The sequence below is a fragment of the Ruegeria sp. AH3 genome, assembly GCF_056536265.1.
Genome location: NZ_JBQFJL010000001.1, coordinates 699,620 through 723,020, shown reverse-complemented (window position 1 = coordinate 723,020; position 23,401 = coordinate 699,620). Strand labels below are relative to the sequence as shown.

Sequence of the window (23,401 nt, the reverse complement as noted above, 5' to 3'; positions counted from 1 at the left end):
TCTTGGTGTGACTATGGGTGCATGTGCCATTTTAGCCTCCGATATTTGAACCAGTGATGGCTAAGAGTTAGGCGCCCCACATACATTAGTAAAATGAATGTTTATTTGATTTATCATCACTGATCATGATGAATGTCCAGTTTTCATGAGACACGACGGGCACACGATCCGACGCAGGTTTTGGTGTCAAATCCTCACCTTACCGTGACGCTTCTGACATAAGGGTTGAGCGAACCGCCCGCAGCACACAGTATTGGTGTGATCCCAACACCAAGGAACACCCATGCCCACCGAACGCATCACCTTTGCCGGTCACGACGGCAGTCAATTGGCCGCGCGCCTCGATCTGCCGGATGGGCCCGTGCTGGCAACGGCGCTGTTTGCGCATTGTTTCACCTGCTCCAAGGACATCCCGGCGGCGCGACGTATTTCTGCTCGCCTGGCCGCAATGGGCATTGCTGTACTGCGATTTGACTTTACCGGGCTCGGCCATTCGGGCGGAGAGTTCGCGAACACCACTTTCACCTCAAACGTTGAAGACCTGATCGCGGCGGCACAGTATCTCGCGGGGCGCGATATGGCCCCTGCACTGCTGATCGGCCATTCACTTGGCGGGGCCGCCGTGCTGCGTGCCCGCGCTGGCATCCCTTCGGTCAAGGCAGTGGTCACACTGGGTGCGCCCGCCGATCCCGGCCATGTCTCGCACCATTTTGAAGCTGCCCTGCCCGAGATTGAAGCGGAAGGCAGCGCCGAAGTGTCTCTGGGTGGGCGGCCTTTCCGTATCGGCAAGGCGTTCGTGGACGACATTTCACAAACCGCATTGTCACCGGCCATTGCCGAGCTGAAAGCGGCCCTGCTGATCCTGCATGCCCCGCGGGATGAGACGGTCAGCATCGACAATGCCAGCACCATTTTTCTGGCGGCAAAACATCCGAAAAGCTTTGTAACCCTCGACGATGCTGACCACCTGATCACCCGCGCAGAGGATGCCGATTATGCGGCCGACGTAATTGCGGCCTGGGTATCTCGCTACGTCAAACTTTGCCCGCCTGCGCCTCCACCCGGCGCGCCAGAGGGCGTCGTGCGCGTGACTGAGGCTGATCCGTCAGGATTTCTGCAGGATATTCAATCCGGACCGCGTCATCACGCTGTGGCAGACGAGCCGGCCTCTTATGGTGGCACGGATCGCGGCATGTCGCCCTATGGTTTTGTATCTTCTGGCCTCGGGGCCTGCACCTCGATGACGATCCGCATGTATGCGCGCCGCAAGCGCTGGCCGCTGACCGGGATTACCGTCGATGTCTGTCACAACAAGGTGCATGCTCAGGACGCGGGGCTTGCCAGTGAGGGCAAGGTTGATCTGTTCCGCCGCAAGATCCGGCTTGAGGGGCCGCTTGACGCCGATCAGAAAGCCAAGCTGATGGAGATCGCGGACAAATGCCCTGTCCACCGGACCCTGGAAGGATCAGCACGGATCACGACCGAATTGCTCGACTAACGCCTTGTGCATCAGCCATCAAGGCGCTGTTGGTGCAGTTCCTTTCGGATTAACGCCTCCGTGGTGACGGGCGGTGGATCGGAGGCCTGGCCACCGGAGGGCGCGCCACGGGCGGGCGCGGACGCGCAGGCGGTTTGGCGATCGGAGGCTTTGGCCGCTGCGGAGGTTTTGAAACAGGCGGCTTTGGGCGATCGGGCCGCTCAGGCCGATTGATGTCCACGTCAACATTCACGTCACGATTATGATAATAGTCGTTCCACAGCATCGAGTCATAAAACGGGTCATACCCGTACCCAACGCCAATTGTGACGCCGTCGCAGGCCGAAAGGGAAAGGGTCGACAAGCCGAGGCCCAGAGCCAGAGCGGATCGTTTGATAAGTTTGCGTGTCATCCGAACCTCCGTCACTGCAATGACCGGAAGGACGAGAAGATGTCGTTCAGATCGTCCACATAAGCCGGATCGGCCCCATCTCGCAGGATCGCCACCGCTACTGCGACACGGCCCTGCGGCAGATCAATGATCGTCGCGGTGAAATTCACTCCGCGTCCCTCACGCGAACCAGAGCCCCGGATCACCCGAGCAGGAAGTCCGCCTATACGAGAATCGCTGGTGCTGGTAACCGTTGGGTCGTTGACCAGAAACTTGTCGATATCGTCCAGATAGCGGATGCCACCCTGAATATCGGATACTCCGGCGGGTGAGACGAAGCCCATCCAGACGTTATCATCCGTGACCGGCTTGATCCCCATAACCCGTGCAACGGCACGGGCATCACCCAGTTCGGTGTCTTCGATCTCGCGCGGACCACCGGTTCGAACGGCCCAGAAATCGGGTACATTAAAGCGGAATAGTGCTCGCCCATCATCAGTATACGTTACCGGAGTTTCAGCCAGTGCAGCGCCTGCGAACCACAACGCGCCACACAGCGCGAGCGCTGACTTTAATCGAATACGCATATCTCAATAGCCTAATGATTTCTCAGGGCTCAGATTGAACCGCCCTGCCCGCTCTTGTCCAGCATGACGTTGTCGGCGCAATAAAAAACCCGCGTCCGAAGCACTCGGACGCGGGTTTGGATCTTTTCAAAAGGCGTAGGATCAGGTGCGGGCGTCGCCGACCAGTTTCCAAACAGCCGGGATCAACAGTGCGGCCAGAGCCAGCTTGATCGCGTCACCCACCAGGAAGGGTGTGAGCCCCCATTCCAGGATCGGCTTGTCCCAGCCATAAAGCTGACCCAGCCACAGCAGGCCGGGCACATAGATCAGCACGTTCGCCAGAACCAGTGCCAGCGCCAGCTTGCCAACCGAACGGTCCCAGCCGCGCGCGGCCAGAGCACCCAAAGCCAATGTCGCCAGAACATAACCGACCAGATAGCCGCCCGTGCCACCCATCATGTATGTCAGACCGAATTTCTCGGCCGACGAACCGGCGAACACATCAAAGCCCAGCGCGCCAACCAGCAGGTAACCCAGCATGGTGATCAGGCCCAGGCGCGCGCCATAAGCGGTGCCGATGGTCAGCACGGCAAAGGTGCCCATGGTGATCGGAACCGGCCACATCGGTACTTTGACCTTTGCAGCGACCGCCAGAGCAACGATGCCCAGAGCAACCAGTACAACCTGTTTGACGCGCAGCGCTGTCCCCTCGCGCGGGCCAATCGCATTGGCCAATACGTTCGCATTCATTTTGTTCTCTCCACTTGCGGATCTCTTTGCGCATGCAGCAATGCAGATTCCGGGCCTGTACTGCAAGATGATTACGCTATCGCCGCGTATATTTGGTCTCCATTTCATAGGATTTTCGCGGTCCGGACACGCTCCAACGAACTTTCCAGTGCGGCCACCCTGAGAAATCATATAATGCATCATAGCTGTCGGGCGGGCAATCGTGGTGGTCCTCGGCCCGGTCTTGCCCCAGTTTCAGAGCATGAAAATAGCGATCATCATCGAAATGGACCGCTATCTGGTCGCCTGCTTCGCGCCACAGGTAACGGCGCGTGCCTGTCATTTCAGGTTGGTCAGGAATGCGCAGCGTGACGGTCTCATCGTAAAGCAATGCACCCCCTTCGCGCCGAAAAACGGCGTTTCCATCGGCGTGAACCAGTTGCCCTGCCCGGTCGTCCCGGATCAGCCGATCAAGGCTCCAGCGTCCTTCGAAGTCAGAAAGAGATGCAGGCAAGGTCATTCGATATAGGTTCCATCGGTTATCCCGCCCGATTTGTCGACAAACCGGATCGTATCGCCGCGTTGGTGGACGTCATAACAGGCCCAAAGCTCGGATGGTGGCCAGATCGAACAATATTGATCCCCACGTACAGCCCAGCGCCCCGTACTTGGACGACCCGAGAAATACCGGGATTGCATGGAACCCTCGAAGATTTGCCAGATACCTGCGCCATACTCGAGCTTTCTGTCAGTCAACGCCCGCAATATCTCATCGCCCGTGAGCGCGCGAAACTCTTCCGCCGCCAATATACCCGGCCAGAGCAACAAAATCAGGGCAAACCGTCTCATCCCGGCACTCGCATCTTGTTCCCTCGTGCGCACGCGGCTAAACCCCGCGCCAACGCCTCATCCCAATCACAAAAAGGTGCTGCCGCCAATGATTCCCCGCTATTCCCGCCCTGACATGGTCGCTATCTGGTCGCCCGAGGCCAAATTCCGCATCTGGTATGAGATCGAGGCCCATGCCTGCGATGCTATGGCCGATCTGGGCGTGATCCCGCGCAAAAACGCCGAGGCGGTGTGGAAAGCCAAGGACGTGGAATTTGACGTCGCCCGCATCGACGAGATCGAGGCCGTCACCAAACACGATGTCATCGCTTTCCTGACCCATCTGGCCGAGCATGTGGGCAGTGAAGAAGCCCGTTTTGTGCATCAGGGCATGACCAGTTCGGACGTTCTGGACACCTGCTTCAACGTGCAGCTGACCCGCGCTGCGGACATCCTGATTACCGATCTCGAAGGTCTACTGGCTGCTCTCAAGCGTCGCGCCATCGAACATAAGAACACCGTCCGTATTGGCCGCAGCCACGGCATCCACGCCGAGCCGACCACGATGGGCCTGACCTTTGCCCGTTTCTATGCCGAGATGGACCGCAACCTGTCGCGCATGCGCGATGCCCGCGCTGAAATCGCCACCGGAGCGATCAGCGGCGCAGTTGGCACCTTCGCGAATATCGATCCGCACGTCGAAGAGCATGTCTGCGACAAGTTGGGGCTGGTCCCCGAGCCGATCAGCACGCAGGTCATCCCGCGTGACCGCCACGCGGCGTTCTTTGCCACGCTGGGCGTGATCGCCAGCAGCATCGAGAACATTGCCATCGAAATCCGCCACATGCAGCGGACCGAGGTGCTGGAAGGGGCGGAATTCTTCTCGATGGGCCAAAAAGGCTCGTCAGCCATGCCACACAAGAAAAATCCGGTACTGACCGAGAACCTGACCGGCCTAGCGCGTATGGTGCGTGCGGCCGTGATCCCAGCGATGGAGAACGTGGCGCTCTGGCACGAACGCGATATCTCGCATTCGTCGGTCGAACGGATGATCGGGCCGGACTCCACGATTACGCTGGATTTTGCGCTGGCCCGTTTGACCGGCGTAATCGACAAGATGCTGATCTTCCCCGAGAACATGCTGGAGAACATGAACAAGTTCCCCGGTCTTGTGATGAGCCAACGGGTCCTGCTGGCGCTGACACAGGCGGGGGTCAGCCGGGAAGACGCCTATGCCATGGTTCAGCGCAACGCGCTGAAGGTTTGGGAACATCGCACCGATTTCAAAGAAGAATTGCTGGCTGACCCCGATGTCACCGCCGCGCTGAGCCCCGAGGAAATCGAAGAGAAATTCGACCTCGGCTATCACACCAAGCATGTCGACACGATTTTTGAACGGGTCTTCGGCGAATAAACGCGCAAAACCCCGAAAATATGGCCCGGCCTGCTCAAACGCAGGTCGGGCCTTTTTACGAATGCACGAAAATCGGTTATGATACGGTGATAATCTCTGCGAAAGGGACAGATCATGATCCGAACCGCTCTTTGCACCATCGCCCTTGTTTGCTTGGCCTCTGCTGGCATTGCATGCAGTAACTCTACCAAACAAACCCAATCCTGCGCCGAAGGCTCGGTCTGGGATCAGGAAGCGCAAAGCTGCACAAAAATCGTGAACAGCTGAAGACGTTCTTTCCTGTTTGTGAATAAATGCGACCCGTCCGGTGTTAGCTTTTCTGAAGAACGCACTATGATTTCAAGAAGCAGCCCCGAGAACGGAGACAAATTATGCGCTTAGTCCTTGCATCCGCAATTGCATTTCAGGCATTTGCCTTTGCCCCCATGGTTCACGCCGCAGGCGGCGGTGACAGCAGCCCTCCCAAACCGACCAACACCACCAAGAAATGCCTGTTTGGCCGCGTATATGACGAGGCGGCTGGACGTTGTGTAAAACCCAACAGAACCAACTTTACCGAAGATCAATTGTATGATGCGGTGCGCGAGTTGGCCTATGACGGGCAATATGAAAACGCTCAGGGCATTCTCCGCATCATGGATCAGGAGGATGACCGGGTTCAGACCTATTGGGGATTTACCTACCGCAAGATGGGTGAATTGGAACTGGCCAATGCCTTCTATCAGAAGGCCATCGATGCTAACCCCGACAACATCCTGGCCCGCAGCTACATGGCTCAGGGCTTTGTCGCCGAAGGCAAGACCGAGCTGGCCATTGCACAATGGCGCGAGATCAAGGCACGCGGCGGTGAAGGCACCTGGGCCGAAGCCTCCTTGCGCGAAGCCATTCGCACCGGGCTGACCTACAGCTACTAAGCTTCAGGGTTTCTTTACCCGACTCTCCTTATTCTGCCTGCAACGCGAACTTGGCATTGCAGGCAGATGCAGGACACACACGCATTGGTACAAAGGGCACCGGGTGCTCAACCCACGCTCTCCGATCAGGATGATGGGGCAGATCGGATCGTGCCCCGCCAGCTCAGCAACCGGGAAAAAGCGGCGGTTGTGGTTCGGTTGCTCCTGAACGAAGGTGCCGACATCCCGCTTGAAGAACTACCCGATCCATTGCAGGAGAAACTGACCCATCAATTGGGGCAGATGTGCCTTGTTGATCGAGTAACACTGGCCGCCGTAGCGCAGGAATTCGTGGATGCGCTGGATGGCGTTGGCCTGTCCTTTCCGCATGGATTGGCCGGGGCTTTGGACGCGGTGAATGGCAAGATTGCTCCGGCAACCGCCGCGCGGCTCCGCAAAGTGGCCGGAGTGCGACAGGTTGGCGATCCATGGCAACGCTTGCGCGAGGTGCCCCCGGAAGAGCTGGCCGAAATGGCCAAGGCGGAAAGCACCGAGGTGGCAGCGGTGATGCTGTCAAAGCTTGAAACTGCCACGGCAGCACAGATCCTCGGTCACCTGCCCGGCCCAACGGCACGCCGGATCACATATGCGGTTTCGAAAACCGCGAACGTGACGCCGGAAGCGGTGGAACGCATCGGGTGGTCTCTGGCCGCGCAACTGGACCAGCGCCCCACCCCGGCCTTTCGCGATGGCCCCGGCGCGCGGGTTGGCGCGATCCTCAATCAGTCGGCGGCGTCCACACGCGACGGTTTGCTGTCGGCGCTGGACGAAGAGGATGCAGATTTTGCCAGTGTAGTTCGGCAATCGATCTTCATATTTGCTCATATTCCCAAGCGTATTCAGCCGCGCGATATACCCGCAATCCTGCGCATGGTGGAACAGCCCGTCCTTGTGACCGCCTTTGCAGGCGCAAGCACCGAAGACGACGCGGCGGCGGTTGAGTTTATCCTGTCCAATATATCTTCTCGGATGGCCGACAATCTGCGCGAAGAGATGGCAGATCGCGGAAAGGTCAAACAAGCCGAAGCGGAAGAGGCGATGACACAGATCGTTGCCGCCATCCGCGCCTTACTGGACGAAGGTGCCATTACTCAGATCGAGACTGAGGAGGAGGACGCCTAGCCCCACTTGTGATCAAAGAACGGGGCCTGTATGTCTGATCGCGCAATTCACAACGCCCAGGTGCCCTTCCCCATGCCCGTCGAAAAGTCGGAACTGAGCCGATTTGAGCTTGGAAAATACTATGTCGCCAACCTGTTCCTGAAAGGGGTGATTGGCGGCATGCGTATGCTGCCCTATGAACGACGCATTGGCGCGATGGGGGCCTTGACCAGCTGGCTTGCACCCTTGGTGGGCTTCCGCACACGTGTGCGGCGCAACCTGAAACTCACCTGCCCTGAACTGCCCGAGAATGAGGTCAAACGCATCTGCCGGGCGGTGCCTGACAATGCCGGGCGGGCGATCATGGAGCATTTCTCGGCCGATGGATTCATCGACCGCCAAAGCAAGGCCAAGATCTCGGGGCCGGGTGTTGAGGCTTTTGACAAGGCTGTTGCCGAAGGGCGTCCAGTGATGATGATCACCGCGCATTTCGGGCATTACCTAGCGGCACGTGTCGCACTGCAAGCGCGCAGCGGCCAGCCGATCGGCTGCCTCTATCGCCGCATGGCCAACCCCTATTTCAACGAGATGTATGTGGATGCTTTCTATCAGACTGGCGCGCCCATGTTCGAACAAGGCCGTCGCGGCATGGTCGAGATGGTCCGCTCGCTGAAGAAAGGCGGCATCATCGCGATTGTGTCAGACCTCCATGCCCATGGCGGTGAAGAGCTGACTTTCTTTGGCAAACCCGCCGTGACTTCGGTCCTGAATGCTGAGTTGGCGATCAAATACAAGGCGGTGCTGATCCCCTGCTATGCGGTGCGCCAACCCAATGGCATTGATTTTGAGATCGTGTTGCACGATCCGGTGCCCCATACCGATCCCAAGACCATGACCCAGTTTACCAATGATGACCTGGAAGCGATGGTGCGGCAGCACATGGGGCAATGGTTCTGGATTCACCGCCGCTGGAAGGCGTGGAAGAAACTTGGGGTGCAACCTCAGGATATGCCCTGATCACTTCACACGCGTTGCAGCGACGATTGGCCCATGACCCGCGCGTTGGATCAACACGACCGCAGGCAAGTCAGATGCGAGCGACACCTTGAATTCCTGCGGTGCCACGCCATCCCAGTGCCCGGCGATCTGCCAGTTTTCCACCACATTGGCGTAGTCCAGTTCATACCCTGCCAGCTCACCGCGTCGGATCGAGGCATGGCGCATCGGAGAATACTGCACGACGCGCACCTCATAGGTCTGGCCAGCGGGAAGCTCGACCGGGGTAACGTCCACCACCACATCTTCGCCTGTACGTGTCGCGCTCACTTCAGCCTCGGGCGCCGCCGTCAGGTGGGCGTTGATCAAACGATTCAACTCACCTGCTTTGGCACCCACAACATCCTGCTGTCCATTCACCACCATCTGCGGTGTATAGATCATGGTTCGCCCGCCCTCACGCGCGTAAGCCCGCTGACGTTCCGTATGCGCGGGGCTGGCATATTCGTCTTTCCAGCCGATGTAATCCCAATAATCCACATGCAAGGCCAGCCCGATGACGTCATCGCGCTGCGCCAGTTCCTGCATGATCCGATCCGCCGGCGGGCAGGAAGAGCAGCCCTGCGACGTAAACAACTCAACCACCACCGGATCGGCTTCCGCCACGGCTGCGGTCGTAAGGAAGAATGAGGCAATCGCGGTCAGGGCGGCTGTTCTGAGCATGAAATCTCTCGGTCTGAGTAGTCTTATTAAAGGTCTAAACCGGAATCACCTGAACCACCAATCAAGGTTTCTTGAGACTATTTTGGCAAAATTTCGCGAAAATGTGTGCAATGGTATACAAAAATTGCCGCAGGTGGCCTGTTGGACCTTGAACCGAAAGCAAACGTCATGCAGATACCCCTCAGCGAATCCCATATTCCACGTCATTTGAGAGGGAGGCCATAAGATGCCCATCAAAGTCGGACAGGATACCGCCAAGACACGCCGCAGCCTGAGCGTGAATGGCAAGTCCATTTCCTATTACTCGATCCCCGCCGCGCAAGAGGCCGGTCTGGGCGATTTCTCGAAACTTCCGGCCGCGCTGAAAGTGGTGCTGGAGAACATGCTGCGGTTCGAGGATGACGGTTTTTCGGTCTCGGTCGACGATATCAAAGCCTTCGGCGAATGGGGCGCGAATGGCGGTAAAAACCCGCGCGAGATTGCATACCGCCCTGCCCGCGTTCTGATGCAGGATTTTACCGGCGTGCCTGCCGTGGTCGATTTGGCCGCGATGCGCGACGGCATCAAGGGTCTGGGCGGCGACGCGCAGAAAATCAACCCGCTGAACCCAGTTGATCTGGTCATCGACCACTCGGTCATGATCGACGAGTTCGGCAACCCGCGCGCATTCCAGATGAATGTGGACCGCGAATATGAGCGCAACATGGAACGCTACCAGTTCCTGAAATGGGGCCAGAACGCGTTCAACAACTTCCGCGTTGTGCCCCCCGGCACCGGTATCTGCCACCAGGTGAACCTGGAATATCTGGCCCAGACCATCTGGACCGACACCGACCAGAGCGGTGAAGAGGTCGCCTACCCCGATACGCTGGTCGGCACCGACAGCCACACCACCATGGTTAACGGCATGGCCGTTCTGGGTTGGGGCGTCGGCGGGATCGAGGCCGAGGCGGCGATGCTTGGTCAGCCGATCTCGATGCTGATCCCGGAAGTTATTGGTTTTGAGCTGACTGGCGCGATGGTCGAAGGCACCACCGGCACAGATCTCGTGTTGAAGGTCGTCGAGATGCTGCGCGAAAAGGGCGTGGTCGGTAAATTCGTCGAATTCTACGGCGAAGGTCTGGACCGTCTGCCGCTGGCCGACCGTGCGACCATTGCCAACATGGCCCCGGAATATGGCGCGACCTGTGGTTTCTTCCCGATCGACAACGAAACGCTGCGTTACCTGCGCAACACCGGTCGTGATGAAGACCGTATCGCGTTGGTCGAAGCCTATGCGAAAGAGAACGGCTTCTGGCGCGGCGCGGACTATGCGCCGATCTACACCGACACCCTGTCGCTGGACATGGGCACCATTGTCCCCGCGATCTCGGGCCCGAAACGCCCGCAGGACTATGTTGCGCTGACCGACGCCAAGGCCGCTTTCACCAAGGAAATGGAGGAGACTTTCAAGCGTCCCATGGGCAAAGAAGTCGCCGTCAAAGGCGAAGACTACACAATGGAATCGGGCAAGGTCGTAATCGCTTCGATCACCTCGTGCACCAACACATCGAACCCATATGTGATGATCGGCGCGGGTCTGGTGGCGCGCAAAGCCGCCGCTTTGGGTCTGAACCGCAAGCCTTGGGTCAAAACCTCGCTGGCACCGGGATCGCAGGTTGTGTCTGCCTATCTTGAGGCGGCGGATCTGCAGGAAGATCTGGACAAGATCGGCTTCAACCTCGTGGGTTATGGCTGCACCACCTGTATCGGTAACTCGGGTCCGATCCAGCAAGAGATCTCGGAAGCGATTGCCGAAGGCGATCTGGTTGCCACTTCTGTTCTGTCGGGCAACCGGAATTTCGAAGGCCGCATCTCGCCGGATGTGCGCGCCAACTATCTGGCCTCGCCGCCGCTGGTCGTGGTCTATGCGCTGGCCGGTACGCTGGACATTGACCTGACTTCGGAACCGATCGGTCAGGACAAGGACGGTAACGATGTCTACATGAAAGACATCTGGCCGACAGCACAGGAAGTCGCCGAGCTGGTCGAACAGACCGTGACCCGCGAGGCATTCCAGTCGAAATATGCCGACGTCTTCAAAGGTGACGAAAAATGGCAGGGTGTCGATGTTCCGCAGCAGGAGACCTATGACTGGCCTGCAACATCGACCTACATTCAGAACCCACCCTATTTCCAGGGCATGGGCGCCGAACCGGGCACGATCTCGAACATCGAGGGTGCCAAGGTTCTGCTGATCCTGGGTGACATGATCACCACTGACCACATCTCGCCCGCTGGTTCGTTCGCGACGACCACACCTGCCGGTAAGTATCTCACAGATCGTCAGGTTCAACCGCGGGAGTTCAACTCGTATGGCTCGCGCCGTGGCAACCACGAGATCATGATGCGCGGCACCTTCGCCAATATCCGCGTCAAGAACGAGATGCTGGACGGCGTTGAAGGCGGCTACACCAAAGGCCCCGATGGCGCGCAGACTTCGGTCTATGAGGCGTCGATGGCCTATCAGGCACAAGGGACTCCGTTGGTCGTCTTTGGCGGCGAACAGTACGGTGCAGGTTCCTCGCGTGACTGGGCGGCCAAAGGCACTGCGCTGCTGGGCGTCAAGGCCGTGATCGCCGAAAGCTTTGAGCGTATCCACCGCTCGAACCTGGTTGGCATGGGCGTCATCCCGTTCGAGTTCACTGGCGGAGACACACGCAAGTCGCTGGGTTTGAAAGGTGATGAGACCGTATCGATCCACGGGTTGGACTCGGTTGAGCCGCTGCAGGAAGTTCCCTGCACCATCGTTTATGGCGACGGCACCGAGAAGACGATCACCCTGAAATGCCGTATCGATACCGCGCCCGAGATCGAGTACATCGAAAACGGCGGCGTGCTGCAGTACGTGCTGCGTAACCTCGCAAAAGCATCGTAACGCAACTGCGTCATATCAAATCCGAACCCCTGGCCTAGCGTCGGGGGTTTTTTGTTTTCTGGCCATTAATTCAAAAATCTGAAACTGTGAAGAGAGGTCACCTACGGACGCCATCCGCCATGAAAAAACCCAACGCCCTGCTGATCTGCTCGCTCAGCGTTATTGCTGTGATCGGGATCTGGGGTGTCATCGACATCCAGAGTTTGGTGACCTGGGCCAATGGTATCGTGCAACAAACTTTCCACAGTCGCGGCTGGTTTGTGATGCTCGCCGCCTCGGGCATGTTGATCGGGTGCCTGGTTCTGGCATTTTCTCCGTATGGAAAGATCCGCCTCGGCCGAGATGATGAAGAGCCTGAATTCTCAACCGCCACATGGATTTCAATGCTGTTTTCCGCCGGAATGGGCGTTGGTCTGCTGTTCTGGGCGGTCGCCGAGCCGCTGACTCATTTCAATTTTATCTCGGGCATGGCCCCCGACTATGTCGCCGCGCAGCAGGCGATGTTGGCAACGAATTTCCACTGGGGCCTGCACGCATGGGCCATTTACGGCTCGACCGCGCTGACTATCGCCTATTTCAGCTTTCGGCGCGGGACGGGCATGATGGTCAGCGCTCCGATCAAAAGCCTGTTTCCCGGTGAACGCTGGGCCGAGCGTGTCGGGTGGCTGTCGGATTTCATGGCCATAGTTGCCATTGCCATCGGTGTCGGTGGCTCGATGGCAATGGGCGTGTTTCAGGTGGCAGACGGGATCGCGGTTCTGGGCGGTCAGGAAACGGTCGGAGCCCTTTTGATCGGCCTCGTCTTTCTAGCCATGGTCGCAGCCTATATCCCGGCGTTGCTGATCGATCTGGGTCAGGGCATGGCGCGTTTGTCCAATGCTGCCATGCTGATCGCAATCTGTTTGGTTTCCTACACGGTGATCCTCGGTCCGACCGAATACCTTCTGAATACAGTGGTTCAGGGGTTTGGCGACTACATCACCAATGTCATCCCACGCGGTTTTCAGACCTTCACATTCTTCGGCGATGACGTCGCCAAATGGTTCAGCGACTGGACCCTTACCTACATGGTCTGGTGGATCGCCTGGGGGCCATTTGTGGGCGTGTTCGTTGCGCGGATCTCACGCGGTCGAACCATACGAGAATTCGTGATCGGGGTGCTTTTCGCACCCACGCTGTTCTCGATCTTCTGGTTTGGCGCCTTTGGCGGCATCGGCCTGTTCGAGGCCCTCAACGGCGCGGGAGAGCTGTTGGCCTACACGCAAACGAACATTGAACGGGTGACCTTCGCCCTGCTCGACCGTCTGCCCCTGTCGTTGATCACGACGCTGGCAACCGTAGCAGCAGCGTTTCTGTTCATCGTGACCAGCGTCGTAAGCGCGGCTTTTGTTCTGGGTACATTCTCGACCGAAGGGGACGAAAACCCACCCCCGCGCGTGCGCCTGATCTGGGGCGCATTGCTGGGTCTGTTGAGCGTGGCGATGATCCTGTCCGGGTCGGTGAATTCGGTGAAAATCCTGATCTCACTCGGAGCGTTACCCTTTGTGTTCATCTCAGTCCTGCTGATGGTCTGCCTGTTCCGAGGGTTACGGGAGGAGGGCCAGAACCATGCTGATCGGTGATCTGACAGATACCCTGATGAACCTGATCACATTTGCATTCATCGGTGCAATGATCTGGATTTTGATCCGCAAATAGCTGCGCATATTCGTCATTGAAACTTCGGCGCTATGACGATTTTCTGCAACGATGGAAAAAGTTGCATTGATAACAGGCGGCGCACGCGGAATAGGGCGTGCAATTGTCGAGGATTTCAGCCGCGATCACCGTGTTGCTTTTACGTGGCTGTCAAGCAAACCAGCACCTGAGCTTTTGGGCGGGGAAAATCTGGCCATACGGTCCGATCTGTCTGCGCCCGATCAACCTGCGAAAGTGATCGCTCAGGTGATGGAGCAGTTCGGTCGGCTTGATGTGATCGTCAACAACGCCGGTCTCGTGAAATCTACGCCGAAAGAGGAGTTTCAGGCAGAAGACCATCGCGCCATTCTGGATCTGAATCTGCTGGCCCCTGCTGCATTGCTGACAGCCGCGCTGCCGCATCTGAAACGCGATGCCTCGATCATCAGCATTTCTTCAATGAACGCCGTTCTGCCGCCGCGGGATGCGGTAACCTATGGGGCCAGCAAGGCCGCACTGAACCTGTGGACCCGCGCCATGGCCAAGGAGCTCGGGCCACAAGGGATACGCGTGAATGCGGTAGCTCCCGGAGCTATCAACATTCCCGAAGCGCCCCGGTCAAAAGAACTGACGGAGTTATTCGTCAAAGATACGGCATTGGGTCGGGCTGGTAGGCCCGAAGATATCGCCAAAGTGGTCAGATTTCTGGCCTCCGACGCCGCGTCCTTCGTCACCGGAGAGGTGCTGGCTGCGACCGGAGGTTACCGGTTATGATCCGCCTGCCGCCTTCTCAAGCGCGGGACGGATCGTGCTATCGATCACCCGCTGCGTAATCGGCCCTGCAAAGCGTAGGATGATCGTGCCCTCACCGTCGATCACATAGGTTTCAGGCACGCCATAGACGCCCCAATCCAGCCCCATACGGCCCTGTTCATCCCGCCCGATCCCAGCATAGGGATCCCCCAGCTCGGTCAGAAAAGCCTCGGCATTGTCCTGCTTGTCTTTGTAGTTGATGCCATAGACCGGAATGCCCTCGTCCGACAGTGCCTGCAGGTTGGGATGTTCGACGCGGCAGGGCGCACACCAGCTGGCCCAGTAGTTGACCAGCTTGACCTCACCATCGCGCAGAGTGGCGTCATCGAAACCCGGTTTGCCCGCGAACTCGGTCAACACGACGGGCGGTGCGGGCTGGCCCTCGCGCGCTGACGGCAGCGCGTTGGGATCGTCGCGGAACATGCCGATGCCAGCGAGTACAGCGAAGGCTCCGAAAATCAGCGGAGGCGCGATCATCAGGGGCGAAATCTTAGCCATTGCGCGACATCCTTTGTTCGACCTTTTCCATCTCGGCCCGTACCTTGCGGCCCCGGACCACGCTGAAACCCACCAACGCGATCAGAAGCCCGATTGACACGACATAGGACCACAAGACTGTGTCGGCATATTTACCAAGATCGGGGATCATCCGTTAATCCTTTCCCGTGCCAGCAGCGCCTTGGTCCGACGGGCTCGGATTTCAGTACCCGTGCGATAGAAGACCAGCGCGATGAACAGCAGCACGAAGCCGATGATGCAAAGCAGCAGCGGATAGAAGTAGATATTGCTGACCTTCTCTTCGGTATCCGTTCCGGTAATCGCCCCGGCCCGCATGACCGAGGCGCCCTGATGCAGCCCCTGATTCCAGAAGTTCACCGCGTAGCGGCTGAGGAGCGCAAAGACCGATCCCACAAGGCAAAGGACCGAGGTCAGGTCGGCGGCAGTATCGGGGTCTTCGATCGCTTCCCACAAGGCAACATAGCCCAGATAAAACAAGAACAGGATCAGGAACGAAGTCAGGCGCGGATCCCAGGCCCACCACGTTCCCCACATGGGCTGACCCCAGATCGCGCCGGTGGCCAGAGCGATCAGAGTCATAATGATGCCGATCGGTGCAGCGGCACGCGCGGCCAGTGCACTTACATGATGGCGACGGACCAGCCAGACCAGCGAAGTCGCCAACATCATCAGCCAGCAGTTGATTGCCATCAGCGCGGCGGGCACATGCAGATAGATGATCTTGACGGTCGATCCCTGCTTGTAGTCATCCGGTGTGAAAAAGAACCCCCAGACCAGCCCCAAGACCAGGCAGACAGCCGAGGTTATCCAGAAAAACGGCAGGATGCGCTCGCTCGTTGCAAGAAACTTGCGCGGATTGGCGTATTCCCAGAGGGCGTTGGCTTTGGCTGCGATTGTCATGAGCCCTATCTAGTCCAAGTCGGTATGGTTCTCAATTGACCTCGGTCAATCATCGATCCTGTTACCTGAGATTGATACGCAGGACGGCGGCGCTGGCGAAGGGCAGCAGTGCAACCGTGGCGGCCGTGATACCGGCCAGCATAAGCAGTGGGGTTTGCGTCTCCATCCCCGTGGCCCCGCGGCGGGCGACCTCGGCTCCGAAGATCAGGGTCGGGACATAAAGCGGCAGGACCAGCAACGACATCAGCAAACCTCCGCGTTTCAGGCCGACGGTCAGGGCTGCGCCGAAGGTGCCGATGACACTCATGGCTGGGGTGCCGATCAGCAGAGAGATAACCAGCCAGAAGAAGCCGGGCACCGGCAGGTTCAGCAACACACCCAGAAACGGCGCGGCCAGAACCAAAGGCAGGCCGGTCGTCAGCCAATGGGCCAAAGCTTTGATGGTAACCACCGATTCCAGTGGCAGTGGCGCGGTGGCCAGCAGATCGAGCGAGCCGTCCTCCCAATCCAGGGCCAACAGGCGGTCGAGGGACAAAAGACAGGCAAGCAATGCGCCCAGCCAAAGGACCCCGGGTGCAATGGTGGACAACAGCGAAGATTGCGGGCCGACCGAGAAAGGCACCAGTACGGTCACGATCAGGAAGAAAGCCAGACCCAGACCAAACCCTCCGCCCGCGCGGAAGGCCAGTTTCAGGTCGCGCAGCAACAGGGCGATCACAGGAAACCTCCGTCGAAATCGTCGATGGGTTTGGGCTTGGCCTTGTTGGGGCCGACATCCAGAACCTCTCCGTCCAGACCGAGGTCGATATGAGTGGCGATCAGGGCAGAGCCGCCCTGCCCCAGATGTGCGCGCACGGCGTCGGCAAACATCTGCACCGCGTTTTTGTCCAGCGACACAGTCGGCTCGTCCAGCATCCAGATCGGACGACCGGTGACCAGCATCCGGGCCAATCCGAGCCGCCGTTTCTGCCCCGCAGACAGGTTACCCGCGTGCCGATCCGCGAGTTCGTTCAGCGCAAACGCATCGAGCGCTTTCTGGATGCCCTGCACTCCGAAGACCGACGCCCAGAAGCTGAGGTTTTCGGTCACCGTCAGTGTTGGTTTCAGACCATCAGAGTGCGAGGCATAGGCGATCTGATCTTCGGCGCCTTCGATATGGCCTGCCAGCGGTGGCTGCAGGCCAGCAAGTGTACGCAGCAGGGTTGTCTTGCCGATCCCGTTGGGGCCACGCAGGATCAAAGCCTTTCCGGCAGAGAGCGAAAAGCTGAGCCCTTCCAGAACGGGGACGCCTCCGCGCGTGATGGCCAGATCGGTTACTGTCAAAGTCATGACGTCCGATTAACGGATTGTGCGTGCGGGAAAAAGGTCGGAAATGCCGCAGAATGGTTGGGAGTGTTTGAAGCGAGGGGCCAGCCCCTCGCGCTCCCCGAGATATTTTCGGCCAGATGAAGAACGGATCCTCAGACGGGGATCAGCGCCAGCGCGACGCGGCGGCCTTCAGAAAGCAGCACGTTGTAGGTACGGCAGGCGGCAGGGGAGTTCATGATTTCGACACCAATGCCAGCTTCTTCAAGCGTTGAACGCAGCTTGGTGGGGATGTGGGTCAGGTCCTTGCCGGTTCCGATGAAAAGAACATCGATCTGATCCGACAGAGCCAAAAGTGCGTTTTCATCAGCATAACCGCCCCAGGCTGTGGTTCCTGTGGGGCCGGTCAGCACGAGGCCTTCATGCACTTGCCCGCCAATGCGGAAAAAGCCGGGGCCGTAGCCGTCGATCGGCTGGGCGTTGGTATAGGTGATCTCATTCAAGCGCATGGCGGGGTTTTAACCCCAAAGCGGCAGACCGGACAAGGCAGCTGACGCAATCACCAGATAAGCGGTTATGCGGTAGAGCTTTTCGCGCTCGGGCCGGAACATCCAGCCACCCAGCCAGTTCCCCGCGATGTTGGGAATGGCAAGCATCAGCCCCATACCGACGGTTGCAAACGTAACGCGCCCCATTCCCGTGAGGTAACCGAGGATCAGGAAATCGAAGGCGAACAGAAACAGCAGGATCGTGGCGCGGATGACGGCAACGGGGAGTGGGCGCGACATGTAGAACAGGATGACCGCCGGGCCCGGTATCCCCGCGATCCCCCCAAGAAAACCCGCAGTACCCCCGATTGCTGTTACCATTCCCCGCCCTACTCTGCCGTGATAGCGCAGGCCGAAGGCAAGTGCGGCCAACATCGACAGTGAGATCAGGCTGACGAGGTATCTAAACAGCTCGGGCTCAGAGCGGGCGAGCAGCCAAAGGCCAATTGGGAGGACCACCGCACATCCCAGAATAAGGCGCATAAGATCAGACCTGTCGACTGCGTTCCAGGCGCGACGCAGATTCGGCAGCGGGCCAAAGATATCCATGATGGTCAGTGCGATGATCGCGCCGAAGGGGCCAAGATACGGGCTGGCCATGGGCAGGAATATCAACGCCGTTCCGAAGCCCGAGAAGCCGCGGACGATGCCTCCGATCAGGGCGGCTGAAATGATAACGGCCAGACTGGTCGGAGTCTGGCCGAAATACTCAGGCATCGATATTGGCGAACTGGTTACCCGCCGTATTCGACGGTTTCGACCAGTCGCGTTTGACCCCCAGCCACAACAGAATGGTCGAGGCCACGAAGACCGACGAATAGGTGCCTATGATCACACCCCAGATCATCGCGAAGACAAAGCCGCGGATGACGTCTCCGCCCAGCACATAGAGCGAGATTAGCGCCAGCAGCGTGGTGACCGAGGTCATCACTGTCCGACTGAGGGTTTCGTTGATCGAGATGTTCAGCACCTCTTTGAGGTCTTTCTTCTTGTACTTACGCAGGTTCTCGCGCACCCGGTCGAAGACAACCACGGTGTCGTTCAGCGAATAACCGACAATGGTCAGCAGCGCCGCGATTATGGCCAGATCGAAACGGATTTGCAGTTCCGAGAAGATGCCGATGGTCAGGATCACGTCATGAACCAGTGCTGCCACCGCACCCAGCGCGAACTGCCATTCGAACCGTAGCCAGATGTAGACAAGCACGGCCCCGATGGCGAGCACCACAGCGATCACGGCGGTTTGGATCAACTCACCTGACACTTTGGGGCCGACGGATTCGACCGAAACGAACTCGATATCGGGAACCACGGATTGCAGCGCCGCTTCCACGGCGGTGATGGTGCTGGCGGCGACGGCCTCGGCATCATCCTGCGCCTGGATACGGATCATGGCGACGTTCTGATCGGGTCCAAAGGTGGGATCAAAGATCTCGGTAATGGTGATATCACCCAGCTCCAGCGGCGCGATGGCGTCTCGATAGGCTCCAACGTCAATCTGTTGCGTGCTTTCGGTCCGGATCGTGGTGCCACCCCGGAAGTCGATGCCGAAGTTCAGGCCCTGCAGCATGAACGAGGCGAAGGCCACGACCATCATCAGAGCAGAAATGCCCAACCAAATCTTCCAGCGGCTGAAGAAATCGAACGAGGTGCCTTGGGGTACAAGTTTCAGTCTCATGTCAAACCTCGATCGTTTTCGGACGGCGGCGTTCGAACCACATGACGACCATCAGGCGTGTCACGAAGATCGCGGTGAAGACCGAGGTCAGAATCCCCAGTCCCAGAGTGATCGCAAAGCCGCGCACGGGGCCGCTGCCCATGGCAAACAGGATCGTCGCAGTGATGAACGTGGTCACGTTGGCGTCCAGAATGGCGGACAGCGCTTTTTCGTAGCCCAGTTCGATCGCACGCGCCGGGCCTTTGGCCGACTTAAGTTCTTCGCGGATACGCTCGAAGATCAGCACGTTGGCGTCCACCGCCATACCGACGGTCAGAACGATGCCAGCGATACCCGGCAGCGTCAGCGTTGCGCCGATCAGAGACAACAGCCCGAACAGCAAGCCAACGTTCAGGATCAGCGCAATATTGGCAAAGATACCGAACAGGCCATAGCTGAGCGCCATGAAGACCAGAACGGCGGCAAAGGCGACCATGGTGGCGACTTTACCCGCGTCGATGCTGTCCTGACCCAATTCCGGACCGATGGTGCGTTCTTCGAGGAATTCCAGACCAGCGGGCAAAGCGCCTGCACGCAGCAGAACGGCGAGATTGGTGCTTTCCTCAACAGTGAAATTGCCGGTGATGATGCCGGATCCGCCCGGGATATGGCTTTGGATCACAGGGGCCGAGATGACCTCGTCATCCAGCACGATGGCGAACGGCGCGCCGATATTGTCCAGAGTATAGTCGCCGAACTTGCGTGCTCCGGAAGTGTTGAAGCGGAAGCTTACCGCAGGGCGACCGTTCTGATCGAACGAGGGCTGAGCGTCGACCAGTTCCTCGCCAGTTACGACCGGGGCCGACTCTAGCGTGTAGTACAAACCCTCTTCATCAAGCGAAGGCACGATCTCTTCGCCAACACCCGGAATCGCGTCGGGGTCAGAGCCACGACCAACAACCGGGTTGAAGGTCAACTGGGCGGTTGTCCCGATGATCTCTTTTAACTCACCGGCGCTGCCGATACCCGGCACCTGGATCAGGATACGATCCGCACCCTGGCGCTGGATCGTCGGTTCACGCGTGCCGACCTCGTCGATCCGGCGACGGATGATTTCCAGCGACTGACGCACGGTACGGTCATCCGAGGCCAGTTTTTCGGCCTCTGACAGCTGCACGACGATGGTATCGCCGTCAGCAAAGGCTTCGATATCCGTGGCCCCTACCCCGGTCAGGGTCTGAACCTGACGCGCCAAGCCGCGCACGACCTCCAGAGCGCGGGAAATGCCTTCGGGCTGGCTGATGCGCACGCGAATCTGGTCAGGGGCCGAGTCCTGACGGCGGACCGTTCCGATGGTACCGCGCTCGTCCCGCAGTGCATCGCGGATTTCCGGCCACATCGCCTCCATCCGGGATTCGTAGACATCGCCGACCTTCACTTCGGCTAACAGATGCGCGCCGCCACGCAGATCGAGACCGAGATTGACCAGAGACGATGGCAACCAATCGGGCCATTGCCCCGCTTCGGCCTGCATCTCGGGCGTATCAATGCCAAGCTCGATCGCGGCTTTAGCGTCGTTGGATTGCTCGACGCGCGTGTAGAACGCATTCGGCAGGGCCAGGATCAGACCGATCACGCAGACCGCCCAGATCAGAACCCGCTTCCAGGTATCAATTTGCAGCATTACCCTGCCTTTTCAAGGAATTGTCGTGCGAACTTACTTCGCTGGCTCAGTCTTATTCAGAACCTGAGCGATGGTCGATTTGACGACACGAACCTTGACGTTCTCGGCCAGTTCAACCTCGATCTCGTTCTCGCCTTCCTTGACCTTCGACACTTTACCGATCAATCCACCCTGGGTGACGATCTGATCGCCCCGGCGCACGGCCTCGACCATGGCCTGATGTTCCTTCATCTTTTTCTGCTGTGGACGGATCAGCAGGAAATACATGATCGCAAAGATCAGGATCAGCGGGAGAAACTGGGCGATTGCGCCACCTTCCATGGGATATTCCTTTGTTTTGATGATGCAGAGGGCTCTCTGCAAAGTTGGCGGGAACCTATGCTTTGAACCGAGGGTTTGCAAGCAAAGGCGATGCCAATTCCACGATCTGCCCCGCAGGTTTGAAATGCAACGTTGCAGATATGTTCTAGGCAGACCGCTCTGGTTGGATATAGTTGCAGGGAGGGAGGTATAATGACTCAATTCTTCCAAGCCCTTAGAACGGCGATCTGCCTGCTTGCGGCAGTGTTCTTCCTGTGCCTGCCGGTGCTGCCCGCGTGGTCACAGGATGCGCCTGCCGATGCGCCTGCTACAGAAGAAGAGTCCGACGTATTCAAGGCACCCGTCATTGTCGATGGCGACACCTTGTTCTTCCTGCGCGGCTCCAGCGCGTTGCCTGCTAGCGAACGCGCAGAACGGGTGCAGAACAGCATAATCGCGGTCGCTGAAGCCTCGGACAACCCGACCGTCGAGATACGTTTCGAAGAAACCGAGCTGGGCACGCGCATTCTGGCCGATGACGTAATCGTTTCGATCGTGACGGTTGCAGATGCGGAGCTGGATCAGATGGAGCTTGATGTGCTCAGCCTGCTCCACGGGGAAGCCATCAAAGAGGCCATTGTCACCTATCGCGCGAACCGAACCGAACAAGCGCGGGTCTCGGGGGCCATCGAAGCAGCGGGCTGGACGGTCGGGTTTGCTCTGTTCGTTGTGGTGATCCTGTGGCTGAATCGAAGGATTCGTCGGCGCACACTGAAACTGGTCAAGCGGTATCTCAGAGACGTCGAAACTGCGACCGCCAAAAGCGTGCAGGCCGAAGCCATAGCGGCGCTGATCCGGTATGGACTGAACTTCGTCCTGCTGGTGATCTTCTTCCTCGGCTTCTACTATTACCTCTCTTTCGTTCTGCTGGCCTTTGCGGAAACACGATATTTCGCGCAGCTACTGCTGACCTATCTGACCGAACCAGTCCTGCTGATCTTCAAAGGTGTACTCAGCTATATTCCGAACCTGATCATGCTGGCGCTTATCACATGGATAACGCTGTACATTATCCGGGGCATGCGCGTGTTCTTCGACGCGGTCGAGGCGGGATCGTTCGATATGGGCGATTTCGAGAAGCACTGGATAAACCCCACGTTCAACATCGCACGGGTGGTCGTGATCCTGATCGCGCTGGTATTTGCGGTGCCTTACATCCCGGGGTCGGATTCTGCGGCATTTCAGGGCCTGACTATTCTGGTGGGCGCGATGCTGTCGCTGGGGGCGAATTCGGTCGTATCGAACATGCTGGCGGGGCTCTTTGTGATCTATCGCCGATCCACCTCGATCGGAGACCGCATCCAGATCGGAGACCATATCGGCGACGTCGTGCAGATCAAGCTGATGGAGACACATCTGAAGTCCATCAAGAATGAGTTGATCTCGATCCCGAATGCCCAGTTGATGAATTCGGACGTAGTAAATTTCTCAAAGAAAACCGATGGCAACGGGTTGTTGCTGCACACCACTGTCGGGATTGGGTATGAAGAGCCGCCCGAAAAGGTCGAGGCGATGCTGATCGAGGCCGCACATCGCACCAAGGGGATCAAGGCCAAGCCTGAGCCCTTTGTTTTATGGACCGCTTTGGCGGATTACGCGATCAACTATCAAATTAACGGATATACCACACGCGGTAGCATCATTCCGAAAATCCGCTCGGATCTGCATCGCAACATCGTGGCTGTATTCAACGAGAACAATGTGCAGATCATGACGCCGTCCTACATGGCTGATCCGCCCGAGCCAAAAATTCCGATCGAAGAATGGGATGGCCATCTGGCACATGAAACCCACGACGACCCGGATAAGTCATAACCGGCGCTACACCCTGCCTTTCAGATGG

The 23,401-nt window shown here is 58.3% G+C and carries 26 protein-coding genes; 10 read left to right on the top strand and 16 right to left on the bottom strand.

The window, feature by feature from the left end:
• Positions 1 to 283 precede the first annotated feature (283 nt).
• Positions 284 to 1,498, top strand: a complete 1,215-nt coding sequence (locus ACR3EM_RS03525) for a bifunctional alpha/beta hydrolase/OsmC family protein (RefSeq protein ID WP_480469436.1) — start codon at positions 284 to 286, stop codon at positions 1,496 to 1,498.
• A gap of 49 nt (positions 1,499 to 1,547) precedes the next feature.
• Here ACR3EM_RS03525 and ACR3EM_RS03520 read toward each other — a convergent pair whose 3' ends face one another.
• The 5 genes from ACR3EM_RS03520 to ACR3EM_RS03500 all read right to left on the bottom strand — a co-directional run bounded on the left by ACR3EM_RS03520 (position 1,548) and on the right by ACR3EM_RS03500 (position 4,012).
• On the bottom strand, positions 1,548 to 1,889 hold the full coding sequence (locus ACR3EM_RS03520; RefSeq protein WP_480469435.1) for a hypothetical protein: 342 nt from the start codon (positions 1,887 to 1,889) through the stop codon (positions 1,548 to 1,550).
• An 11-nt stretch (positions 1,890 to 1,900) separates the two neighbouring features.
• Positions 1,901 to 2,455 carry a hypothetical protein gene (locus ACR3EM_RS03515; protein ID WP_480469434.1) on the bottom strand — a complete coding sequence of 185 codons (555 nt, stop codon included), beginning with the start codon at positions 2,453 to 2,455 and terminating at the stop codon, positions 1,901 to 1,903.
• A 141-nt stretch (positions 2,456 to 2,596) separates the two neighbouring features.
• Positions 2,597 to 3,184: a biotin transporter BioY gene (locus ACR3EM_RS03510; RefSeq protein ID WP_480469433.1), complete on the bottom strand. Its 588-nt coding sequence runs from the start codon at positions 3,182 to 3,184 to the stop codon at positions 2,597 to 2,599.
• 76 nt (positions 3,185 to 3,260) lie between these two features.
• Positions 3,261 to 3,683, bottom strand: a complete 423-nt coding sequence (locus ACR3EM_RS03505) for a DUF6314 family protein (protein ID WP_480469432.1) — start codon at positions 3,681 to 3,683, stop codon at positions 3,261 to 3,263.
• Positions 3,680 to 4,012 carry a hypothetical protein gene (locus ACR3EM_RS03500; protein WP_480469431.1) on the bottom strand — a complete coding sequence of 111 codons (333 nt, stop codon included), beginning with the start codon at positions 4,010 to 4,012 and terminating at the stop codon, positions 3,680 to 3,682. The genes ACR3EM_RS03505 and ACR3EM_RS03500 overlap by 4 nt, the downstream gene beginning before the upstream one ends.
• 88 nt (positions 4,013 to 4,100) lie before the next feature.
• On the opposite strand from ACR3EM_RS03500, the gene purB reads away from it, so the two are divergent.
• The 5 genes from purB to ACR3EM_RS03475 all read left to right on the top strand — a co-directional run bounded on the left by purB (position 4,101) and on the right by ACR3EM_RS03475 (position 8,476).
• Positions 4,101 to 5,405, top strand: a complete 1,305-nt coding sequence (gene purB / locus ACR3EM_RS03495; RefSeq protein WP_480469430.1) for an adenylosuccinate lyase — start codon at positions 4,101 to 4,103, stop codon at positions 5,403 to 5,405.
• Positions 5,406 to 5,519: 114 nt separating this feature from the next.
• Positions 5,520 to 5,672 carry a chitin-binding domain-containing protein gene (locus ACR3EM_RS03490; RefSeq protein ID WP_480469429.1) on the top strand — a complete coding sequence of 51 codons (153 nt, stop codon included), beginning with the start codon at positions 5,520 to 5,522 and terminating at the stop codon, positions 5,670 to 5,672.
• Between the two features lie 104 nt (positions 5,673 to 5,776).
• Complete coding sequence (locus ACR3EM_RS03485; protein ID WP_480469428.1) at positions 5,777 to 6,319, top strand: tetratricopeptide repeat protein; 543 nt, start codon at positions 5,777 to 5,779, stop codon at positions 6,317 to 6,319.
• A gap of 66 nt (positions 6,320 to 6,385) precedes the next feature.
• Positions 6,386 to 7,480, top strand: a complete 1,095-nt coding sequence (locus ACR3EM_RS03480; RefSeq protein ID WP_480469427.1) for a flagellar motor switch protein FliG — start codon at positions 6,386 to 6,388, stop codon at positions 7,478 to 7,480.
• A 72-nt stretch (positions 7,481 to 7,552) separates the two neighbouring features.
• Complete coding sequence (locus ACR3EM_RS03475; RefSeq protein ID WP_480471887.1) at positions 7,553 to 8,476, top strand: lysophospholipid acyltransferase family protein; 924 nt, start codon at positions 7,553 to 7,555, stop codon at positions 8,474 to 8,476.
• On the opposite strand, the gene ACR3EM_RS03470 is transcribed toward ACR3EM_RS03475, so the two are convergent.
• Complete coding sequence (locus ACR3EM_RS03470; RefSeq protein WP_480469426.1) at positions 8,477 to 9,178, bottom strand: DUF1223 domain-containing protein; 702 nt, start codon at positions 9,176 to 9,178, stop codon at positions 8,477 to 8,479.
• A gap of 226 nt (positions 9,179 to 9,404) precedes the next feature.
• Between ACR3EM_RS03470 and acnA the strand changes: the two genes are divergently transcribed.
• From acnA to ACR3EM_RS03455, 3 genes are all read left to right on the top strand, one after another.
• Positions 9,405 to 12,095: an aconitate hydratase AcnA gene (gene acnA / locus ACR3EM_RS03465; RefSeq protein ID WP_480469425.1), complete on the top strand. Its 2,691-nt coding sequence runs from the start codon at positions 9,405 to 9,407 to the stop codon at positions 12,093 to 12,095.
• Positions 12,096 to 12,214: 119 nt separating this feature from the next.
• Complete coding sequence (locus ACR3EM_RS03460) at positions 12,215 to 13,717, top strand: BCCT family transporter (protein ID WP_480469424.1); 1,503 nt, start codon at positions 12,215 to 12,217, stop codon at positions 13,715 to 13,717.
• Between the two features lie 127 nt (positions 13,718 to 13,844).
• Positions 13,845 to 14,546 (top strand): SDR family NAD(P)-dependent oxidoreductase, encoded by a 702-nt coding sequence (locus ACR3EM_RS03455; protein ID WP_480469423.1) that lies wholly within the window; start codon positions 13,845 to 13,847, stop codon positions 14,544 to 14,546.
• On the opposite strand, the gene ACR3EM_RS03450 is transcribed toward ACR3EM_RS03455, so the two are convergent.
• The 10 genes from ACR3EM_RS03450 to yajC form a co-directional block, all read right to left on the bottom strand.
• Entirely contained in the window at positions 14,541 to 15,083 is a 543-nt protein-coding gene (locus tag ACR3EM_RS03450) for a DsbE family thiol:disulfide interchange protein (protein WP_480469422.1), read from the bottom strand. The genes ACR3EM_RS03455 and ACR3EM_RS03450 overlap by 6 nt on opposite strands.
• The gene (gene ccmD, locus ACR3EM_RS03445) at positions 15,076 to 15,234 is read right to left on the bottom strand and encodes a heme exporter protein CcmD (RefSeq protein WP_480469421.1); all 159 of its coding nucleotides are present in this window, start codon (positions 15,232 to 15,234) and stop codon (positions 15,076 to 15,078) included. The genes ACR3EM_RS03450 and ccmD overlap by 8 nt, the downstream gene beginning before the upstream one ends.
• Positions 15,231 to 16,004 (bottom strand): heme ABC transporter permease, encoded by a 774-nt coding sequence (locus tag ACR3EM_RS03440; RefSeq protein ID WP_480469420.1) that lies wholly within the window; start codon positions 16,002 to 16,004, stop codon positions 15,231 to 15,233. The genes ccmD and ACR3EM_RS03440 overlap by 4 nt, the downstream gene beginning before the upstream one ends.
• 61 nt (positions 16,005 to 16,065) lie before the next feature.
• On the bottom strand, positions 16,066 to 16,722 hold the full coding sequence (ccmB, locus tag ACR3EM_RS03435) for a heme exporter protein CcmB (RefSeq protein WP_480469419.1): 657 nt from the start codon (positions 16,720 to 16,722) through the stop codon (positions 16,066 to 16,068).
• Positions 16,719 to 17,333: a heme ABC exporter ATP-binding protein CcmA gene (gene ccmA / locus ACR3EM_RS03430; protein WP_480469418.1), complete on the bottom strand. Its 615-nt coding sequence runs from the start codon at positions 17,331 to 17,333 to the stop codon at positions 16,719 to 16,721. The genes ccmB and ccmA overlap by 4 nt, the downstream gene beginning before the upstream one ends.
• Positions 17,334 to 17,464: 131 nt before the next feature.
• Complete coding sequence (locus ACR3EM_RS03425) at positions 17,465 to 17,818, bottom strand: Mth938-like domain-containing protein (protein WP_480469417.1); 354 nt, start codon at positions 17,816 to 17,818, stop codon at positions 17,465 to 17,467.
• A 9-nt stretch (positions 17,819 to 17,827) separates the two neighbouring features.
• A complete protein-coding gene (locus ACR3EM_RS03420; protein WP_480469416.1) occupies positions 17,828 to 18,574 on the bottom strand; it encodes a sulfite exporter TauE/SafE family protein in 747 nt (248 codons plus the stop codon).
• Positions 18,567 to 19,535 (bottom strand): protein translocase subunit SecF, encoded by a 969-nt coding sequence (secF, locus tag ACR3EM_RS03415; protein WP_480469415.1) that lies wholly within the window; start codon positions 19,533 to 19,535, stop codon positions 18,567 to 18,569. Before secF ends, ACR3EM_RS03420 begins: the two co-directional genes overlap by 8 nt.
• A gap of 1 nt (position 19,536) precedes the next feature.
• On the bottom strand, positions 19,537 to 21,198 hold the full coding sequence (secD, locus tag ACR3EM_RS03410; protein WP_480469414.1) for a protein translocase subunit SecD: 1,662 nt from the start codon (positions 21,196 to 21,198) through the stop codon (positions 19,537 to 19,539).
• Between the two features lie 33 nt (positions 21,199 to 21,231).
• On the bottom strand, positions 21,232 to 21,519 hold the full coding sequence (gene yajC, locus ACR3EM_RS03405) for a preprotein translocase subunit YajC (protein WP_480469413.1): 288 nt from the start codon (positions 21,517 to 21,519) through the stop codon (positions 21,232 to 21,234).
• Positions 21,520 to 21,711: 192 nt separating this feature from the next.
• Between yajC and ACR3EM_RS03400 the strand changes: the two genes are divergently transcribed.
• On the top strand, positions 21,712 to 23,373 hold the full coding sequence (locus ACR3EM_RS03400; protein WP_480469412.1) for a mechanosensitive ion channel family protein: 1,662 nt from the start codon (positions 21,712 to 21,714) through the stop codon (positions 23,371 to 23,373).
• Positions 23,374 to 23,401 lie beyond the last annotated feature (28 nt).

Coding starts and splice junctions, on each gene's coding strand:
- ACR3EM_RS03485 (WP_480469428.1), top strand. CDS start 5,777: ATGCGCTTAGTCCTTGCATCCGCAATTGCATTTCAGGCATTTGCCTTT.
- ACR3EM_RS03455 (WP_480469423.1), top strand. CDS start 13,845: ATGGAAAAAGTTGCATTGATAACAGGCGGCGCACGCGGAATAGGGCGT.
- ACR3EM_RS03480 (WP_480469427.1), top strand. CDS start 6,386: ATGCAGGACACACACGCATTGGTACAAAGGGCACCGGGTGCTCAACCC.
- ccmA (WP_480469418.1), bottom strand. CDS start 17,333: ATGACTTTGACAGTAACCGATCTGGCCATCACGCGCGGAGGCGTCCCC.
- ACR3EM_RS03505 (WP_480469432.1), bottom strand. CDS start 3,683: ATGACCTTGCCTGCATCTCTTTCTGACTTCGAAGGACGCTGGAGCCTT.
- ACR3EM_RS03520 (WP_480469435.1), bottom strand. CDS start 1,889: ATGACACGCAAACTTATCAAACGATCCGCTCTGGCTCTGGGCCTCGGC.
- ccmD (WP_480469421.1), bottom strand. CDS start 15,234: ATGATCCCCGATCTTGGTAAATATGCCGACACAGTCTTGTGGTCCTAT.
- ACR3EM_RS03525 (WP_480469436.1), top strand. CDS start 284: ATGCCCACCGAACGCATCACCTTTGCCGGTCACGACGGCAGTCAATTG.
- ACR3EM_RS03470 (WP_480469426.1), bottom strand. CDS start 9,178: ATGCTCAGAACAGCCGCCCTGACCGCGATTGCCTCATTCTTCCTTACG.
- ACR3EM_RS03425 (WP_480469417.1), bottom strand. CDS start 17,818: ATGCGCTTGAATGAGATCACCTATACCAACGCCCAGCCGATCGACGGC.
- secD (WP_480469414.1), bottom strand. CDS start 21,198: ATGCTGCAAATTGATACCTGGAAGCGGGTTCTGATCTGGGCGGTCTGC.
- ACR3EM_RS03510 (WP_480469433.1), bottom strand. CDS start 3,184: ATGAATGCGAACGTATTGGCCAATGCGATTGGCCCGCGCGAGGGGACA.
- ACR3EM_RS03400 (WP_480469412.1), top strand. CDS start 21,712: ATGACTCAATTCTTCCAAGCCCTTAGAACGGCGATCTGCCTGCTTGCG.
- ACR3EM_RS03440 (WP_480469420.1), bottom strand. CDS start 16,004: ATGACAATCGCAGCCAAAGCCAACGCCCTCTGGGAATACGCCAATCCG.
- ACR3EM_RS03460 (WP_480469424.1), top strand. CDS start 12,215: ATGAAAAAACCCAACGCCCTGCTGATCTGCTCGCTCAGCGTTATTGCT.
- ACR3EM_RS03515 (WP_480469434.1), bottom strand. CDS start 2,455: ATGCGTATTCGATTAAAGTCAGCGCTCGCGCTGTGTGGCGCGTTGTGG.
- acnA (WP_480469425.1), top strand. CDS start 9,405: ATGCCCATCAAAGTCGGACAGGATACCGCCAAGACACGCCGCAGCCTG.
- secF (WP_480469415.1), bottom strand. CDS start 19,535: ATGAGACTGAAACTTGTACCCCAAGGCACCTCGTTCGATTTCTTCAGC.
- ACR3EM_RS03475 (WP_480471887.1), top strand. CDS start 7,553: ATGCCCGTCGAAAAGTCGGAACTGAGCCGATTTGAGCTTGGAAAATAC.
- ACR3EM_RS03450 (WP_480469422.1), bottom strand. CDS start 15,083: ATGGCTAAGATTTCGCCCCTGATGATCGCGCCTCCGCTGATTTTCGGA.
- purB (WP_480469430.1), top strand. CDS start 4,101: ATGATTCCCCGCTATTCCCGCCCTGACATGGTCGCTATCTGGTCGCCC.
- ACR3EM_RS03490 (WP_480469429.1), top strand. CDS start 5,520: ATGATCCGAACCGCTCTTTGCACCATCGCCCTTGTTTGCTTGGCCTCT.
- ACR3EM_RS03500 (WP_480469431.1), bottom strand. CDS start 4,012: ATGAGACGGTTTGCCCTGATTTTGTTGCTCTGGCCGGGTATATTGGCG.
- yajC (WP_480469413.1), bottom strand. CDS start 21,519: ATGGAAGGTGGCGCAATCGCCCAGTTTCTCCCGCTGATCCTGATCTTT.
- ACR3EM_RS03420 (WP_480469416.1), bottom strand. CDS start 18,574: ATGCCTGAGTATTTCGGCCAGACTCCGACCAGTCTGGCCGTTATCATT.